The sequence below is a fragment of the Actinoplanes sp. GCM10030250 genome, from assembly GCF_042666575.1.
Taxonomy (GTDB): domain Bacteria; phylum Actinomycetota; class Actinomycetes; order Mycobacteriales; family Micromonosporaceae; genus Actinoplanes.
In genome coordinates this window covers 12,242-27,961 of sequence record NZ_JBHTDO010000038.1, presented here as the reverse complement: position 1 = coordinate 27,961, position 15,720 = coordinate 12,242, and the positions used below count along the sequence as shown (strand labels likewise).

Annotated in this window: 16 protein-coding genes; 10 read left to right on the top strand and 6 right to left on the bottom strand. The window is 70.5% G+C overall.

What is annotated here, in order from left to right; all coding sequences use genetic code 11:
* Positions 1-120: 120 nt before the first annotated feature.
* Positions 121-1,128, bottom strand: a complete 1,008-nt coding sequence (locus tag ACFQV6_RS35560; RefSeq protein ID WP_378032070.1) for a LacI family DNA-binding transcriptional regulator — start codon at positions 1,126-1,128, stop codon at positions 121-123.
* Between the two features lie 127 nt (positions 1,129-1,255).
* Between ACFQV6_RS35560 and ACFQV6_RS35555 the strand changes: the two genes are divergently transcribed.
* The 6 genes from ACFQV6_RS35555 to ACFQV6_RS35530 all read left to right on the top strand — a co-directional run bounded on the left by ACFQV6_RS35555 (position 1,256) and on the right by ACFQV6_RS35530 (position 9,838).
* The gene (locus ACFQV6_RS35555) at positions 1,256-4,483 is read left to right on the top strand and encodes a GH92 family glycosyl hydrolase (protein WP_378032069.1); all 3,228 of its coding nucleotides are present in this window, start codon (positions 1,256-1,258) and stop codon (positions 4,481-4,483) included.
* Between the two features lie 92 nt (positions 4,484-4,575).
* Positions 4,576-5,613 carry an iron-siderophore ABC transporter substrate-binding protein gene (locus ACFQV6_RS35550; protein ID WP_378032068.1) on the top strand — a complete coding sequence of 346 codons (1,038 nt, stop codon included), beginning with the start codon at positions 4,576-4,578 and terminating at the stop codon, positions 5,611-5,613.
* Positions 5,613-6,656 carry a FecCD family ABC transporter permease gene (locus tag ACFQV6_RS35545; protein WP_378032067.1) on the top strand — a complete coding sequence of 348 codons (1,044 nt, stop codon included), beginning with the start codon at positions 5,613-5,615 and terminating at the stop codon, positions 6,654-6,656. Before ACFQV6_RS35550 ends, ACFQV6_RS35545 begins: the two co-directional genes overlap by 1 nt.
* Positions 6,653-7,687: a FecCD family ABC transporter permease gene (locus ACFQV6_RS35540; RefSeq protein ID WP_378032066.1), complete on the top strand. Its 1,035-nt coding sequence runs from the start codon at positions 6,653-6,655 to the stop codon at positions 7,685-7,687. The genes ACFQV6_RS35545 and ACFQV6_RS35540 overlap by 4 nt, the downstream gene beginning before the upstream one ends.
* Entirely contained in the window at positions 7,684-8,502 is an 819-nt protein-coding gene (locus ACFQV6_RS35535; RefSeq protein ID WP_378032065.1) for an ABC transporter ATP-binding protein, read from the top strand. The genes ACFQV6_RS35540 and ACFQV6_RS35535 overlap by 4 nt, the downstream gene beginning before the upstream one ends.
* An 88-nt stretch (positions 8,503-8,590) precedes the next feature.
* Entirely contained in the window at positions 8,591-9,838 is a 1,248-nt protein-coding gene (locus ACFQV6_RS35530) for a cytochrome P450 (RefSeq protein ID WP_378032064.1), read from the top strand.
* A 58-nt stretch (positions 9,839-9,896) separates the two neighbouring features.
* Here ACFQV6_RS35530 and ACFQV6_RS35525 read toward each other — a convergent pair whose 3' ends face one another.
* On the bottom strand, positions 9,897-10,457 hold the full coding sequence (locus tag ACFQV6_RS35525) for a DoxX family protein (RefSeq protein ID WP_378032063.1): 561 nt from the start codon (positions 10,455-10,457) through the stop codon (positions 9,897-9,899).
* 152 nt (positions 10,458-10,609) lie between these two features.
* On the opposite strand from ACFQV6_RS35525, the gene ACFQV6_RS35520 reads away from it, so the two are divergent.
* Entirely contained in the window at positions 10,610-11,350 is a 741-nt protein-coding gene (locus ACFQV6_RS35520) for an SIMPL domain-containing protein (protein WP_378032062.1), read from the top strand.
* A 76-nt stretch (positions 11,351-11,426) separates the two neighbouring features.
* On the top strand, positions 11,427-11,579 hold the full coding sequence (locus ACFQV6_RS35515; protein ID WP_378032061.1) for a hypothetical protein: 153 nt from the start codon (positions 11,427-11,429) through the stop codon (positions 11,577-11,579).
* Here ACFQV6_RS35515 and ACFQV6_RS35510 read toward each other — a convergent pair.
* Entirely contained in the window at positions 11,573-12,784 is a 1,212-nt protein-coding gene (locus ACFQV6_RS35510; protein WP_378032060.1) for an RNA polymerase sigma factor, read from the bottom strand. The genes ACFQV6_RS35515 and ACFQV6_RS35510 overlap by 7 nt on opposite strands.
* A gap of 38 nt (positions 12,785-12,822) precedes the next feature.
* Positions 12,823-13,194, bottom strand: coding sequence for a YciI family protein (locus ACFQV6_RS35505; protein WP_378032059.1), 372 nt, complete (start codon positions 13,192-13,194; stop codon positions 12,823-12,825).
* A 133-nt stretch (positions 13,195-13,327) separates the two neighbouring features.
* Here ACFQV6_RS35505 and ACFQV6_RS35500 point away from each other — a divergent pair, with 133 nt between their 5' ends.
* Positions 13,328-13,756, top strand: a complete 429-nt coding sequence (locus ACFQV6_RS35500) for a YybH family protein (protein ID WP_378032058.1) — start codon at positions 13,328-13,330, stop codon at positions 13,754-13,756.
* A gap of 175 nt (positions 13,757-13,931) precedes the next feature.
* On the opposite strand, the gene ACFQV6_RS35495 is transcribed toward ACFQV6_RS35500, so the two are convergent.
* A complete protein-coding gene (locus ACFQV6_RS35495; RefSeq protein ID WP_378032057.1) occupies positions 13,932-14,201 on the bottom strand; it encodes a DUF3817 domain-containing protein in 270 nt (89 codons plus the stop codon).
* A gap of 2 nt (positions 14,202-14,203) precedes the next feature.
* Complete coding sequence (locus ACFQV6_RS35490) at positions 14,204-14,647, bottom strand: hypothetical protein (protein WP_378032056.1); 444 nt, start codon at positions 14,645-14,647, stop codon at positions 14,204-14,206.
* Positions 14,648-14,741: 94 nt separating this feature from the next.
* Between ACFQV6_RS35490 and ACFQV6_RS35485 the strand changes: the two genes are divergently transcribed.
* On the top strand, positions 14,742-15,695 hold the full coding sequence (locus ACFQV6_RS35485; RefSeq protein ID WP_378032055.1) for a GlxA family transcriptional regulator: 954 nt from the start codon (positions 14,742-14,744) through the stop codon (positions 15,693-15,695).
* Positions 15,696-15,720 lie beyond the last annotated feature (25 nt).

The following is a 15,720-nucleotide window of genomic DNA, read 5'->3' as shown; positions in this document are numbered from 1 at the left end:
CCCGCGGCATCAGCCTCGGGCCATGGCCGTGACCTACGCCGTCACGATGACACGGCTCACCGAGATGCCGCCGGCTCGGTCGCGGGATCGTCTGCTGACAGCACTTCCGGGCAGTGAGCGTCAGAGGTGAGGGGGCCGCCGCTCGCCCGAGCCCCGCGTGACCAGGGCGGTGGGGATCACCACGGTGCGTGGCGGGCCGGTGTAGCCGCCGATTCGGGCGTATGCGAGCCGCGCCGCCTCCCGTCCCATCGCCGTCATGTCGTGCGCCACCACGGTGGTACCGACGAGGTCGGCCAGGTCGAAGTCGTCGAAACCGACGAGGGCCGGAGGCCGCGGCCGCCCGGTCAGCGCCCGCATCGCCCCGGTGGTCAGCCGGTTGTTCGTGGTGAAGAACGCGGTCGGCGGCCGGTCCAGCGCCAGCAGTTCGCCGACCGTGCGCTCCGCGGTGACCGCGTCGTGGACGTCGGTGCGCAGGTACGGTTCCCAGTCCGCGTTGCCCGCTGCCCGCATCGCCGCGGTGAAGCCCTCGATCCGGGCCTGCTGCGACGCCGTCCGGACCAGGTCGGCGACGAGGGCGATCCGGCGGTGCCCGCCGGCGAGCAGGTGTTCGGCCGCCGAACGCGCTCCGCCGTCGTTGTCGATCAGCACGCTGTCGGCGGCCAGGCCCCGGGGCGGCCGGTCGAGGAAGACCAGCGGGACCCCGGCGGGCAGCTGCGGGCCGGCGCCGCTCGGGACGATCAGCAGGGCGCGCACCCGGCGTTCGAGCAGGGCGCCGACGAGTTCGTGCTCGCGTTCGGCGTCCTCGTCGTTGTTCGCGGTCACCAGCAGCAGGCCGTGCCGGCGCAGCTCACGCTCGGCGCCGCTGGCCACCGCCGAGTAGAACGGGTTGGCCAGGTCGCCGCTGATCAGGCCGACCAGCGCTGACGTCCCGCCGCGGCGCAGCTCGCGGGCGAGGCCGTTCAGCCGGTAGCCCAGCTGGTCGGCGGCCTCGCGCACCCGCCGCCCGGTGCCGACGGCCACGTTGGGCTCGTCGTTGAGGGCGCGGGACGCGGTCTTGAGGCTCACGCCGGCGCGAGCCGCCACCTGGCTCAGGGTTGGCGGCCGGGCGGCCGGATCCTCCTCGGACATGCGGCCCAGTATGGCGGATCTTCGATTCATAAGGTTTCGGAACAGTAAACCGTTGACACGTCCACACCGTGCTGCAAGCGTACTGACAACGATGTCATAGACGACTCTGGATGCCCGGGAGCGGCCCATGAAGATCCGTGCGCTGATCGGCGTGACGACCCTGCTCGCCGGTCTGATGACCGTCATTCCCGGTAGCCCGGCGGCCGCCGCGCCGGGCGACTTCAGCTCCGGCTTCGAGACCGGGCAGACGCAGCCGACCTGGACGAACAGCACCGAGTCGAGCGCCGGCGTCGGCGGGTACTGCTGCGCGCTGACCGGGATGGAGAGCGGCGTACGCAACGAGACCGCGATCGGCTCGGCGGCGCTGATGTACTCCGGTAACGACCAGAGCACCACCTCGTCGTACTCGTACCAGCGGATCTTCGATGTGGACCTGCCGGTCAGCGCGGCCACCACGCTGTCGTACTGGGTGTATCCGCAGTCCGGCGGCCACCTGGACGTCGCCCTCGACCTGGCCTTCACCGACGGCACGTTCCTGCGCGACTCCGGCGCGGTCGACCAGCACGGCGTCCGGGTGCACCCGACATTCCAGGGCAGCGGGTCGGTGCTCAACTTCGACACCTGGAACCCGGTCACCTCGGCGATCGGCGGTTACGTCGCCGGCAAGACGATCGACCGGATCCTGATCGGCTACGACCAGCCGGCGAGCACCGGAACGTTCCGGGGCTACTTCGACGACATCAAGATCTCCCAGGACGCCGTCACGGCGCGGCTCAGCGACTACGTGGAGACCCGGCGCGGCTCCGATTCCACCAGCGGGTACTCGCTGGGCAACACGTTCCCCGGCGCCACCGTGCCGCACGGCTTCAACTTCTGGACGCCGATGACGAACGGTAACAGCGACAACTGGCTCTACGAGTGGGACGACACCACAGTGCAGGGCTTCGGCGTCAGCCACGAGCCCAGCCCGTGGATCGCCGACTACGCACAGCTCCAGGTCATGCCGATGACCGGCGCGGTCAAATCCACACCGGACGCCCGTAAGTCGGCCTTCAGCCACGCCAACGAGGTGGCCAAGGCGCACTACTACAAGACCCGGCTCGACACCTACGGCATCACCGCGGAGATCGCGCCCACCGACCACGCCGGTGTGATGCGCTTCGCGTTCCCCGCCACCAGCGAAGCGGTGATCCTTTTCGACACCGTGGACAGCGGCAGCGGGTCGCTGGCGGTCGACACCGCGGCCCGGACGATCTCCGGCGAGATCACCCACCGGGGCCAGCGGATGTTCGTGCACGCCACCGTGGACAAGCCGATCACCGCCTCCGGCACGATCACCGGGCAGGGCGCGACGAGCTGGGTCCGGTTCGCCACCGGCGCGGGCGAGCAGGTCACGCTCCGGATGGCCACCAGCTTCATCAGCGTGGCGCAGGCTCGCAGCAACCTCACGCAGGAGGTGGGTGACAAAAACCTGGATACCGTACGGGAGGAAGCCGCCGCCCTGTGGGACACCAAACTCGGTGTCCTGAACATCGAGGGTGCCTCCGCCGACCGGCTGATCACGTTCTACTCCAACCTGTACCGGGCGTTCATGTACCCGAACAATCGCTCGGAGATGGTCGGCGGGGTGCGCCGCCACCACAGCCCGTACGACAACCAGGTCCACGACGGGCAGATGTACGTCAACAACGGCTTCTGGGACACGTCGCGCGCCGCCTGGCCGCTCTACACGCTGCTGGAACCGACCAGAACCGGCGAGATGCTCGACGGGTTCGTCAACGCGTACAAGCAGAGCGGATGGACGCCGCGCTGGTCCGGGCCGCACAGCGTCGGCCTGATGGTCGGCAGCAACCAGGATCTGGCGTTCGCCGACGCGTACCTGAAGGGCATCCGCAACTTCGACGCCGCGGCGGCGTACGCGTCGATGGTGAAGAACGCGTCGGTCTGGGCTCCGGCGTCGCGCGACGGCCGGATCGGCAACCAGGTGTCGCTGTTCAAGGGATACGTGCCCACCGACACGGCCGGCGAGTCGGCGGCGTGGACGCTCGAGGACGCGACGAACGACTTCGGCATCTCGCAGATGGCCACGGCGCTCGGCAAGGGTGAGGACGCCGCGTACTTCCGCAACCGGTCGCTCGACTACGCCAACCTCTACTCCCCCTCGGTCGGCTTCTTCCGCGGCAAGCAGAGCAACGGGAACTGGCGTACCAGCGACGCCGACTTCAAGCCGAACAACTGGGGCTGCGAGTTCACCGAGGGCGCCGCCTGGCACTACGCGACGCCGGCGCCGCACGACCCGCAGGGCATGGCCAACCTGTACGGCGGCCGCGCCCAGCTCGCCGCGAAGATCGACTCGGTGTTCGCCGCGTCCCGCGACTACCTGCCCGGCTGCTACGGCGGTGTCATCCACGAGATGCGGGAGGCCTACGACGCGAACATGGGCCAGTACGCGCACTCCAACGAGCCGATCCACCACATGCTCTGGATGTACAACTACGCGGGCACCCCGTCCAAGACCCAGGACCGGGTCCGCCACGTGCTGACCACCCAGTACGGTCCCGGCCCGGGCAGCGGCTACCTCGGCGACGAGGACAACGGCCAGATGTCGGCGTGGTACGTGTTCGCCGCGCTCGGCTTCTACCCGGCCCGGATGGGCAGCACCGACTACACCATCGGCGCTCCGCTGCACCCGCGGGCGACGGTCAAGCTGGAGAACGGGCGCACCTTCACGGTCTCGGCGCCCGGGGTCAGCGACACGAACCGCTATGTGCAGAGCGTGAAGCTGAACGGCGTGGCGTACGCAAAGAATTTCTTGACCCACAATGACCTGCTCGGCGGCGGCACGCTGGAGTTCGTCATGGGCCCGAACCCGTCGTCGTGGGGCAGCGCCGCCGCCGACCTGCCGCCCTCGCTCACCACCGGCACCGGCCGACCGGCCCAGCTCACCGACCGGGCCACCGGCGGCACGCTGACCGTGACCGGTGAGAACCCGCCGAACGAGACCAAGGCCGCGCTCGTCGACGACAACTCGGCGACGAAGTGGCTCACCACGGCGGCCACCGCGACCCTGACCGATCGGCTCGCCGGCGCGGTCGCGGTCAAGCAGTACACGCTCACCTCGGGCAACGACGCCCCGGAACGGGACCCGCGAAGCTGGACGCTGCAGGGGTCGGCCGACGGCACGACCTGGGTCACGCTGGACACCCGCACCGGCCTCGACTTCGCGGACCGGCGGCAGACCCGGGCGTTCGTCATCCCGGGGAATCCGGGTGCCTACCAGCACTACCGGTTGCAGATAACCGCGAACCACGGTGCGCCGATGACCCAACTCGCGGAGTGGCAGCTACTGGGCTGACCCTACGAGGCCACCACCAGGGTGATCATGAGTGGGCTCCACCACACTGTTAGGTTAGGCAAGCCTAAACAGTAGAAGTGGAGCCCCCCACCATGCGCGCAAACCGGTTCCTCGCGGGAATCGTCGCCCTTGCCACCGCCGTCACGCTGACCGCGTGCGGCGACTCGTCCGACAGCGAGCCCGCCACCGCGGAGTCGGGTGCCGCCTCGGCGGCCTTCCCGGTCACGGTCACCCACGCGTTCGGCACCACGACCATCGCGAAGAAGCCCGAGCGGGTCGCCACCGTCAACTGGGCCAATCACGAGGTGCCGCTGGCGCTCGGGATCGTCCCGGTCGGTTACGCCAAGGCCAACTTCGGTGACGAGGACGGCGACGGCCTGCTGCCCTGGGACGCCGCGAAGCTCAAGGAGCTGGGCGCCGCCACCCCGGTGCTCTTCGACGAGACCGACGGTGTCGACTTCGAGGCGGTGGCGAACACCAAGCCGGACGTCATCCTGGCCGCCTACTCCGGGCTGACCAAGCAGGACTACGACACCCTGACGAAGATCGCGCCGGTTGTCGCGTACCCGAAGGCGCCCTGGGCCACCTCCTGGCGCGACAGCATCAAGCTGGAGAGCCAGGCCCTCGGCCTCGCCTCGCGGGGTGACGCGCTGATCGCGACGATCGAGAAGCAGATGACCGACTCGGCCGCGCGGTACCCGAAGCTGGCCGGCAAGTCGGTGATGTTCCTGACCCACATCGATCCGACCGACCTCAGCAAGGTCAGCTTCTACACCACCCACGACACCCGCGCCCAGTTCTTCACCGACCTCGGCATGAAGCACCCGGCGAGCATCGAGAAGGCCTCGGCCTCGACCGACGAGTTCAGCCTCACGCAGAGCGCCGAGCAGGTGCAGAACCTCAGCGACGTCGACATCATCGTGACCTACGGCGACGCGCAGGGCACCACCCTCGCGACCCTCCAGAAGGACCCGCTGCTCTCCAAGATCCCGGCGATCGCCCGCGGCTCGTTCGTCTCGCTGCCCGGCAGCACGCCGGTGGCCACCGCCGCCAACCCGACGCCGCTGGCCATCTCGTTCGTGCTCAACGATTACGTGGACCTGCTCGGCAAGGCCGCCGACAAGCTCTGATGACACAGCTCGCCATTCCGTCCGGGCCGGGCGTCGCCGCCGTGCGGCGCCCGGGCCGGGTACGCCTGATGTGGTTGCTCGCCGTCCTCGCGGTCCTGGCACTCATCCTGCTGGCGTCGGTCGCCTTCGGCTCCCGCGTCGTCGGCTGGTCCGACATCACCGCCGCGCTCGGCGGCACCGACGACACGCTCGACCAGGCGGCGGTGGTCAAGCGCATCCCGCGGACCGTGCTGGCGGCGCTCGTCGGCGCGGCCCTCGCACTGTCCGGCACGGTCATGCAGGGCGTCACCCGCAACCCGCTCGCCGACCCCGGCATCCTCGGCGTGAACATGGGCGCCATGCTCGCGATCGCCGTCGCCATGACGACCATCGGGCTGTCCACCGCCACCGAGTACATCTGGGTCGCCATCGCCGGCGCCGGGCTCTCCGCCGTGTTCGTCTACGCGGTCGGCTCGCTCGGCCGCGGCGGCGCCACCCCGCTCAAGATCGCGCTGGCCGGTGCCGCCACCTCCGCCGCGCTGGCCTCCCTCGTTGTCGCCGTCGTGCTCCCCCGCGGCGACGTGGCCGAGAACTTCCAGTCCTGGCAGGTCGGCGGGGTCGGCGGCGCGAGCTGGGCGTCGATCGCCAACGTCGCGCCCTTCCTGGCCGCCGGGCTGGCCGTCTGCCTGCTGTGCTCGCGGTCGCTGAACTCGCTCGCGCTCGGCGACGACCTGGCCGCCGGACTCGGCGAACGGGTCGCCGTGGCCCGGGGCGTCGCCGCCCTCGGCGCGGTGGTGCTGTGCGGCGCGGCCACCGCTGTCGCCGGCCCGATCTACTTCGTCGGCCTGATCGTCCCGCACATGTGCCGCCTGCTCGTCGGGCTCGACCACCGCTGGCTGCTGCCGTTCTCCACGCTCGTCGGCGCCGCGCTGCTGACCGCCGCGGACGTCGTCGGCCGGGTCCTGAACCGGCCCGACGAGATCGCCGCGGGCATCATCACCGCCCTGATCGGGGCACCGTTCTTCATCTGGATCGTCCGCCGGCAGAAGGTACGCGAGCTGTGAGCACCACGACCCTGGCGGCCGTCACCCGCGGCCGGGTACGGCGTAACCGGCGGCGGCAGACCGTCCTGTCGGTGCTCGCCGTGGCCGTGACCGCGATCTTCGCCGTCTCGCTGATGGCCGGGCAGACCTTCTACCCGCCCGGCGAGGTGCTGCGGGTGATCCTCGGCGAGACCGTGCCCGGCGCGTCCTTCACCGTCGGCGAGCTGCGGCTGCCCCGGGCGGTGCTCGCGCTGCTCACCGGGCTGTGCTTCGGCATGGGCGGCGTCACCTTCCAGACCATGCTGCGCAACCCCCTCGCCAGCCCCGACATCATCGGCATCAGCTCCGGCGCGAGCGCCGCGGCGGCCTTCGCCATCGTCGTGCTCGGGCTCGGCGACACCGGCGTGTCCGCCTTCGCGATCGCCGCCGGCCTGGGCGTCGCGCTCGTCATCTATCTGCTGTCGTTCAAGGACGGCGTGGCGGGCACCCGGCTGGTGCTGATCGGCATCGGCATCGCCGCGATGCTCAACAGCGCCACCTCCTACATCCTCGACCAGGCCGGCCTGTGGGATCTGCAGGCCGCGACCCGATGGCTCAACGGCAGCCTCAACGGTTCCACCTGGGACGAGGCCGTTCCGGTGCTGCTCGCCGTGCTGGTGCTCGGGCCGGTCCTGCTGACCCAGGCCCGCAACCTGACCATGCTCCAGCTCGGTGACGACACCGCGGCCGCCCTCGGCACCCGCCTGGAGCGCACCCGGCTGGTGGCGATCGTCGCCGCCGTCGGGCTGATCGCGTTCGCGACCTCGGCGACCGGGCCGATCGCCTTCGTGGCGTTCCTCGCCGGCCCGATCGCGGCCCGCCTGGCCGGCCCCGGCGGCTCCCTGCTGATCCCGTCCGCCCTGGTCGGATCGCTGCTGGTGCTGCTCGCCGACTTCCTCGGCCAGTTCGCCTTCGACACCCGCTTCCCGGTGGGCGTGATCACCGGGGTGCTCGGCGCCCCGTACCTCATCTATCTGCTCGTTCGCACGAACCGCGCGGGAGGCTCGCTGTGACCACCAACCACTCGCTGACGGTGGAGAGACTGACCGTCGGTTATGCCGACCGGGTCGTTCTCGACTCCCTCGACCTGCTCGTGCCGCCCGGCGCGATCACCGCGATCGTCGGCGCGAACGCCTGCGGCAAGTCGACGCTGCTGCGCTCGATGTCGCGGCTGCTCGCCCCGCGCGCCGGGCACGTCCTGCTGGACGGCCGCGAGGTGCACCGGATGCCGGCCAGGGAACTGGCCCGCACGCTCGGCCTGCTCCCCCAGTCGCCGATCGCGCCGGACGGCATCACCGTCACCGACCTCGTCGGCCGCGGCCGCAACCCGCACCAGCGCTTGCTCTCCCGCTGGAGCCGGGACGACGACCAGGCTGTCGCCGACGCCCTGGACGCCACCCGGACCGCCGACCTGGCCGACCGCTCGGTCGACGAGCTCTCCGGCGGCCAGCGCCAGCGGGTGTGGATCGCGATGGCCCTGGCCCAGCAGACCGAACTGCTGCTGCTCGACGAGCCCACCACGTTCCTCGACGTCAGCCACCAGGTCGAGGTGCTCGACCTGCTCACCGATCTGAACGCCGGCCGCGGCACCACGGTCGTCATGGTCCTGCACGACCTGAACATGGCCGCCCGGTACGCCGACCACCTCATCGCCCTGGCCGACGGCGCCGTGCACGCGGCGGGCAAGCCCGCCGAGGTGCTCACCGAGGACTGCGTCCGCGCGGTCTTCGGCCTCGACAGCCAGGTGATCACCGACCCGGTCTCCGGCGCACCGCTGATGCTGCCGATCGGCCGCCATCACGTCCGGCCGGCGGCCGCCGGCGTCTGACGCGTTCCTTGCACGCTGTGCATGTATGCACGGCGTGCAAGCGGCGGTAGGTTTCCTCCAGTGACGTCCGTCGATGGAGGGATGGCTGATGACAACCCCCGACCAAGCCCGGATGAACGCCTCCACCACCGCACTGCGCCAGCTGCTGCCGTCCGACACGGTGGAGCGGGGCGGCTGCCCGTTCGATCCACCCGCCGGGCTCCGGCAGCGGCGCGCCCAGGGCGCGGTGCAACAGCTCAAGCTGGCGAACGGGGCCACCGCGTGGCTGATCCTCGGTGCGGAGGAGGCCCGCGCCGTCCTCGGCGACGTCCGGTTCAGCTCCGACCGGCTGCGCCATCCCGACGTCACCCAGGCGAACACGGCACCGCCGCAGGTCGAGAGCCGCAGCGACGGCATGTTCCTGTTCATGGATCCGCCCGAGCACACCCGGCTGCGGCGTCTTCTCACAGGCCAGTTCACCGTACGGAGGATGCGTGCCCTGGAATCGCACATCCGGGACATCGCGGGGCGGCACATCGACGCGATGCTGGCGGCCGGGACCGAGGCAGATCTCGTTCCCGCGTACGCGATGCCCATTCCCTCGCTCGTGATCTGCGAGTTGCTGGGCGTCGACTATGCCGACCGGGCGGTGTTCCAGGAGCGGACCGCGCTGGCGCTCAACAGCACCACGCCGCCGGAGGAACGCCTGCGCGCGAGCGGGGAACTCTACGGCTTCATCCGGGAACTGGTGGCGGCGAAACGCACCGCGCCGGGCGAGGACCTGCTGTCCGGGCTGGCCCGGGACGCCGACCCGCCGCTGACCGACGCGGAACTTGTCGACATCGCCCTGGTCCTGCTCGGCGCCGGTCATGAGACCACCGCCAACATGCTGGGCCTGAGCACGTTCCTGCTGCTGGAGAACCCCGGTCAGCTCGCCGCTCTGCGCAACGACCCGGGCCTGCTGGACAACGCGGTCGAGGAACTCCTGCGATACCTGTCGATCATTCAGATGGGCGTCAGCCGGGTCGCCACCGAGAGCATCACGGTCGGGGAAACGGAGATCCCCGCCGGCTCCACGGTCATCATCGGTACGCCCGAGGTGAACCGCGACCCGCGCCTGTGGGACGACCCCGACCAGCTCGACGTGCGCCGCGACCGTACGTCGCACCTGGCCTTCGGACACGGTGTTCACCAGTGCCTCGGCCAGCAGCTGGCCCGGGTGGAGATGAAGGTCGGCCTCGGGGAGCTGTTCTCCCGGCTGCCCGGGCTGCGGCTGGCCGTCCCGGCCGAGCGGGTGCCGCTGCGCGACGAGATGCTCATCTTCGGCGTGCACTCCCTGCCGGTGACCTGGGCCTGAGCACCACCTGACGCCGGGCGGCAGTGGAGACCAGTGCCGGCCGGCGCGCAACGGTGGGTCAGAGCTGGGCATTCGTCATCGAGTACCAGGTCGGAACGATCATGGTAAGTACCACTACCAGGAGCACCGCAAGCGCCGTGAGGGCCCGGCGGCGGGTGAGCGGCGCCGCCGTGATGGGGCGCCGGCGGGAACGGCCCACGGCGATGAACGCGGCGACTCCGCCCAGGACGAGGTTCACCGGGACCAGGGCGTATTCGCCGCGCAGGAGGTGGAAGCAGGTGGCCAGGACCATTGTGACGGTCAGGCCGGCGGCGGCGAGCGGGGTCAGTCTCGGCCTGACCCGGGTGATGGCCGGCAGGATCAGGCCCAGGCCGCCGAGCAGCTCGCACACACCGATGAAGAAGATGAGCGGTTGCGGCACCGCGGCGAACCAGGCCACCGACTGGGGCGCTTGCGCATAGAGATCCGCGTCGGCCAGCAGCACCTTGCCGAAACCGTTGCCGGCGAAGAAGAAACCCCACAGGATCTGAAGCGCCCACAGTACGCCGTTGAGGGTCACCCTCAGTTCGCGCCGTTGATTGGTGACGGCGAGCTGGTCCAGGCTGGTTTGCGAGTTCATGGCTTGTCTCCCGTTCGAGTGGCTGAGGAGCTCAGCGTCTCGTTCGGGACCACGGGTCCACATCCGTGCTCACCACGGAAGCGGCTACTGAATCGGCGCGGCCGGTCGGATATGCACCATATTGGTCGTTCAGTGGCCTTTAATAGTGGAATATGAACAGCTCACGTTTCGCGGCACTCACGCTCGCCGCTCTTATCACGCCCTCGTCCTCGCTGCTCGGCGCCCGTCCGGCGCTGGCCTCGACCAGCGCCGTCGTGGATTCTTCGCGGGAAAGTGTCCTGGTGACCGGGACGGGCCGGGTGTTCGGGGAACCGGACACTCTGGCCGCTGAGTTCGGGGTGGAGACGACGGCTTCCACGGTCGGGGAAGCCCTGAAAGGCGCCAATACGGCGGCCACCCGGATGCGGGACGCGCTGGTTCGCGCCGGGATCACCAAGGCCGACCTCCAGACGTCGAACGTGAGCATCAACACGAAGCAGGACGACGATCAGAAGGTCACCGGGTACACCGTTGTTCAGGGGCTCACCGCGAAGATTCGAGAGCTGCCCCGGGCCGGGGAAGTGATCTCCGCGGCCACCGCGGCGGGCGGTGATGCGGCACGGCTGAACGGGGTGTCGTACGCGATCGAAGACGACGCCGCGCTGCTCACCGACGCACGCAAGAAGGCGTTCGCCGATGCCCGCGGGAAGGCCGAACTGTATGCCCGTGAGGCCGGCCGGACGCTTGGCCGGGTGGTCAAGGTGAGCGAGGGAAACCCCACCTACGGCGGGCCGGGTGACCGGGACAAGATGGTCGCGGCGATGCCCATGGCGGACTCGTCCGTTCCGATCGAGCCTGGTAGGCAGGCGTTGACGGTGAGCGTCACCGTGGAGTGGGCCTTCACACCTTCGTGACTTGGCCTCCCCTATCCGGATTCCGGCGCGCCTTGATCGGGTAACTGTGGGATACGTGATTCGAGGAGGAACCACCATGGCAACACTCGCCCAACGTGTCCGCACCTTCCTGCAGGGCCCGCAGGGCCGGCGGCTGGTGGACCAGGGCCGCCGGCAGCTGGCCAAGCCGGAGAACCAGCGCCGCCTGCGCGGCCTGTTCAGCAGGATGCAGAGCCGGCGCCGCTACTGACCCGGTAGTTGTGCGGCGCGCGATTCGAGGTAGCGCTGTTCGGGCCGGCTGAGCGTGAGCCGCGCCGCGCGCCGGTATTGCTCGCGCGCCGCGGCCCGGTCGCCGGTCAGCTCCAGGAGATGGGCCCGCACCGCCGCGGTTCGGTGGTGCCGGGCCAGGACCGGATCGTCGGCGACCTGTTCCAGGGCGGCGAGGCCGGCTTGCGGGCCGTCGACCATGGCGCGTGCCACGATCCGGTTCAGCGTGACCATCGGGTTCGGGGCGAGGGCGTGCAGCATCCCGTACAGGGCAAGGATCTGTGGCCAATCGGTGTCCTCGGCGCGCGCCGCCTCGTCGTGCACCGCCGCGATCGCGGCCTGTAGCTGGAGCGGTCCGATCGGTGCCCGCGTCAGCGTGTGGGTGATGATCGCGACGCCCTCCGCGATCGCGGCCACGTCCCAGCGGCGCCGGTCCTGCTCGGCCAGCGGGACCAGAGTGCCGTCCGGGCCGGTACGCGCGGGCCGGCGCGCGTCGGTGAGCAGCATCAACGCGAGCAGGCCGGCCACCTCGCCGTCGTCCGGCAGGCGCCGGTGCAGCTGCCGGGTCAGCCGGATCGCCTCCCGGGTCAGCTCCACCCGGTTCAGGGCGTCGCCGGAACTTGCCGTGTAGCCCTCGTTGAAGATCAGATAGAGCACGTGGCGGACCGCGGTGAGGCGCTCGCCGAGCTCGCCGGGCGCGGGCATCTCGAACCGGGTGCCGGTGTCGCGGATCCGCTGCTTGGCCCGGCTGATCCGCTGGCCGACGGTGGCCTCCGGCAGCAGCAGCGCCCGGGCGATCTCGGCGGTGGTGAGCCCGCCGACCGCCCGCAGGGTGAGCGTGACCTGAGCCGGCACGCTCAGCGCGGGATGGCAGCAGAGCAGCAGCAGCGCCAGCTCGTCGTCGCCGCGGACCTGCGGCGCGGGCTCGTGCTGGACCGCCTCCTCGCGGCGCCGGCGCGCCGTCTCGTTGCGCAGCAGCTCCACCCGCCGGCGGCTCGCCACGGTGATCAGCCAGTTCCGCGGCTGCTCGGGGACACCGGTCTCCGGCCACTGTCCGGCGGCCGCGATCAGAGCCTCCTGCACCGCGTCCTCGCAGGCCTCGAAGTCGCCGTAGCGGCGCACGACGGCGGCCAGGACCTGCGGCGCGCATTCACGCAGCAGGTCCGGCAGGCCGGTCACCGCTCCCATGCGCTCATGTCTCCCATGCGCTCAGATCTCCCGCGCGCTCAGATCTCCCATGTGCTCATGTCGAGGATCGGGCGGACTTCGACCCGGGTGTACGCGGCGTCCGGCGCCTTCGCGGCCCAGGCGACCGCCTCGTCGAGATCCGCGACGTCGATCAGGTAGAAGCCGGCCAGGTGCTCCTTGACCTCGGCGTACGGGCCGTCGGAGGTGATCGTCCTGCCGTCGCGCACCGAGACCTGGGTGGCCAGGGCCGGATCGCCGAGCCCTTCACTGGCCACCAGCACGCCGGCTCCCCGCATCTCCTCGGTCAGGCGCAGGTGACCGAGGCCGAAGTCGGTCCGCTGCTCATCGGTCAGCGTCTCCCAGACGGCGAGCGACTGCGGGTTGGACTGGATCAGGATCAGGTATTTCATGACTCTCTCTTCCCCGGCCAAGTTTCTTGCTTCTCTCGGCCTTCTTGCCTTCTCTCGGCTTCTCTCGCTGGAACGTCGAAACCGGGCGGTCCGGTTTCGACATCCCGGGCAAGAGAGAAAGGTAGGTCCTGTCATGGACGAGATCCGGGAAGCCATCGAGGGCAAGGCCGCACTGCTGCAGACGGGTGACGCCAAGGCCATCCTGTCGTACTACGCCCCCAGCTTCGTCGAGTACACGCTCGCCCCGCCCCTGCGCCAGCCCGGCGACGCCCAGAACCCAGCGGCGCTGGAGGCTTGGATGGCCACCTTCGAGGCGCCGCCGCGCCGGCAGGTCACCCAGTTGGAGATCACCACGGACGGCGACGTGGCGTTCGCGACAAGCATCGACTGCCTGAGCGCTGTGCCGCGCGGCTCGACCGAGGGCTTCAGCCTGTGGTTCCGGGTGACGCTGGGGCTACGCCGCATCGACGGGCGCTGGCTGGTGACCCACGAGCACGAGTCGGTGCCGTTCGAGATGGACGGCTCGATGCGCGCCTCCACCGGCCTGACCCCCACCGGCTGAGGCAACTCGTGCGCCCGGGCTCGGCAACGGCTCGGGTTGGACGTGAGCGGTGCCCGCAACACCCCGGAGCACCGCTGAGAGCCAGCCGGGCCGCTCGGCTGAGCGTGAGACGGCGCGGTGGGTGTCGCCCACGACGAGGGATGGCCTCTCTACCTGGCCCGTTACGCGGCGCTGTTCAGCCGGGACCGGGGCCGGGACTGACCCGGGAGCGAAGCCGGCGGGTGGCCAGGACGCCGCCGATGCCGGGGATGAGCGAGAGCAGCCGCGCTGTGCGGTCGGCCGCCGCGTCGGACAGGGTCAGGATCACGACGAAGAGGTAGGCGCAGCCGTGTACCGGGCCGCCGAGGGAGGTGATCGGGGGCAGGTGCACGGTTACCAGGTTGATCAGCAGGACGAGCAGGGAGAGCAGTTCGGCAGCGGCGGCGATGTCCAGGGGGCGGCGCACGGTCAGGCTCCCGTCGTGGAGCCGGGGCGGACGATCATCAGCACGACGACGGTGGCCCACAGCAGGTTGAAGACGCCGGTGAGCATGCCGAGCCTGCGCGGCGCCACTGCGGCCCCGGCCAGCACCCGCTGCTGGCCGGGAAGGATCAGTAGGCCGAGCATCGCAGCGGCGATCGCGGTGAGGGCGATCGAGGTGAGCAGCCACGCGTCGCCGAGGACGCCGAGGCTGATGGCGGTGGCGAGGCCGAAGACCGGCACGGTGATGCCGAGGAGGGCGTACACGCGGCAGATCCGGTGCAGCAGGCGCAGGCCGGCGTGGTCACGCTCGGTGGCGGCCGGTGCCAGGGCGCGGCGGGTCAGGGCGGGGAACATGCTGGCGGCGACGGTCACCGGGCCGATCGCGATGATGGCGGCCAGGACGTGCAGGCTGAGGAGGAGCTTTGTCACGCCAGGAACGCTAGTGAGGCTCGGTGGGTGCGGGAACTGGCTGGATTGCCCACCATCAACGGATTCTGGCCACCGGCGGCGGTAGGGTGCCGGGGTGCATGTCGTTGCCGTCCTGGCTCTCGATCAGGTGATCCCGTTCGACCTGGCCACCCCGATCGAGGTGTTCAGCCGGGTGCGGCTGGCCGACGGGAGTGTGCCCTACGAGGTGCGGGTCTGCGCGATGACCGAAACCGTCGATGCTGGCGCGTTCGAACTGCGAGCGCCGTGGGGGCTGGAGGCTCTGCTCGGCGCCGACACGATCATCCTGCCGGGGTGTGCTGAGCCCGCGTCCGCCGTACCCGAAGAGGTTTCGGATCATCTGCGCAAAGCCGCCGCCGGCGGCACTCGGCTGGCGTCCCTCTGTGCCGGCGCGTTCGTCCTGGCCGCGACCGGGTTGCTGGATGGTCTGCGTGCGACGACGCACTGGGTCGCGGCGCCGGCGCTGGCCGAGCGGTGGCCGGCGGTGGAGGTGGACCCGCAGGTGCTCTACGTGGACAACGGGCAGTTCCTGACGTCGGCGGGTGCGGCTGCGGGCCTTGACCTCTGTCTGCATCTGATCAGGCGTGACCATGGCTCGGCGGTGGCCGCCGACGCGGCGCGGCTGTCGGTGATGCCGCTGGAGCGCGAGGGAGGGCAGGCGCAGTTCATCGTGCCGGAGCAGCCGCCGGCTCCGCGCGGCGCCACCCTGGAGCCGCTGCTGCGCTGGATGCAGGAGAACACCGCAGTGGATCTCACCCTGAGTGACTTGGCCGCGGAGGGCGGGATGAGCATCCGTACGCTGAACCGGCGCTTCCGCGAGCAGACCGGCACGACCCCGCTCCAGTGGCTGTTGCGCGCTCGCATCCGGCGGGCACAGCACCTGCTGGAGGCCGGCGACCAGCCGGTGGAGCTGATCGCCGGGCAGGTCGGGTTCGGATCGCCGACCGCTTTCCGTGACCGATTCAGACAGGTCGTCGGCACTAGCCCGCGGGCCTACCGGGCGGCGTTCCGCAGCAGTTCGGAGAAATGAGAGGGCCGCGTTCCGCAGTAGTTCG

What these genes read in the sequence shown, in the direction of transcription:
- ACFQV6_RS35560 (WP_378032070.1), bottom strand. Translation starts at nt 1,128, where the DNA reads ATGTCCGAGGAGGATCCGGCCGCCCGGCCGCCAACCCTGAGCCAGGTG.
- ACFQV6_RS35555 (WP_378032069.1), top strand. Translation starts at nt 1,256, where the DNA reads ATGAAGATCCGTGCGCTGATCGGCGTGACGACCCTGCTCGCCGGTCTG.
- ACFQV6_RS35550 (WP_378032068.1), top strand. Translation starts at nt 4,576, where the DNA reads ATGCGCGCAAACCGGTTCCTCGCGGGAATCGTCGCCCTTGCCACCGCC.
- ACFQV6_RS35545 (WP_378032067.1), top strand. Translation starts at nt 5,613, where the DNA reads ATGACACAGCTCGCCATTCCGTCCGGGCCGGGCGTCGCCGCCGTGCGG.
- ACFQV6_RS35530 (WP_378032064.1), top strand. Translation starts at nt 8,591, where the DNA reads ATGACAACCCCCGACCAAGCCCGGATGAACGCCTCCACCACCGCACTG.
- ACFQV6_RS35525 (WP_378032063.1), bottom strand. Translation starts at nt 10,457, where the DNA reads ATGAACTCGCAAACCAGCCTGGACCAGCTCGCCGTCACCAATCAACGG.
- ACFQV6_RS35520 (WP_378032062.1), top strand. Translation starts at nt 10,610, where the DNA reads ATGAACAGCTCACGTTTCGCGGCACTCACGCTCGCCGCTCTTATCACG.
- ACFQV6_RS35515 (WP_378032061.1), top strand. Translation starts at nt 11,427, where the DNA reads ATGGCAACACTCGCCCAACGTGTCCGCACCTTCCTGCAGGGCCCGCAG.
- ACFQV6_RS35510 (WP_378032060.1), bottom strand. Translation starts at nt 12,784, where the DNA reads ATGGGAGCGGTGACCGGCCTGCCGGACCTGCTGCGTGAATGCGCGCCG.
- ACFQV6_RS35505 (WP_378032059.1), bottom strand. Translation starts at nt 13,194, where the DNA reads ATGAAATACCTGATCCTGATCCAGTCCAACCCGCAGTCGCTCGCCGTC.
- ACFQV6_RS35500 (WP_378032058.1), top strand. Translation starts at nt 13,328, where the DNA reads ATGGACGAGATCCGGGAAGCCATCGAGGGCAAGGCCGCACTGCTGCAG.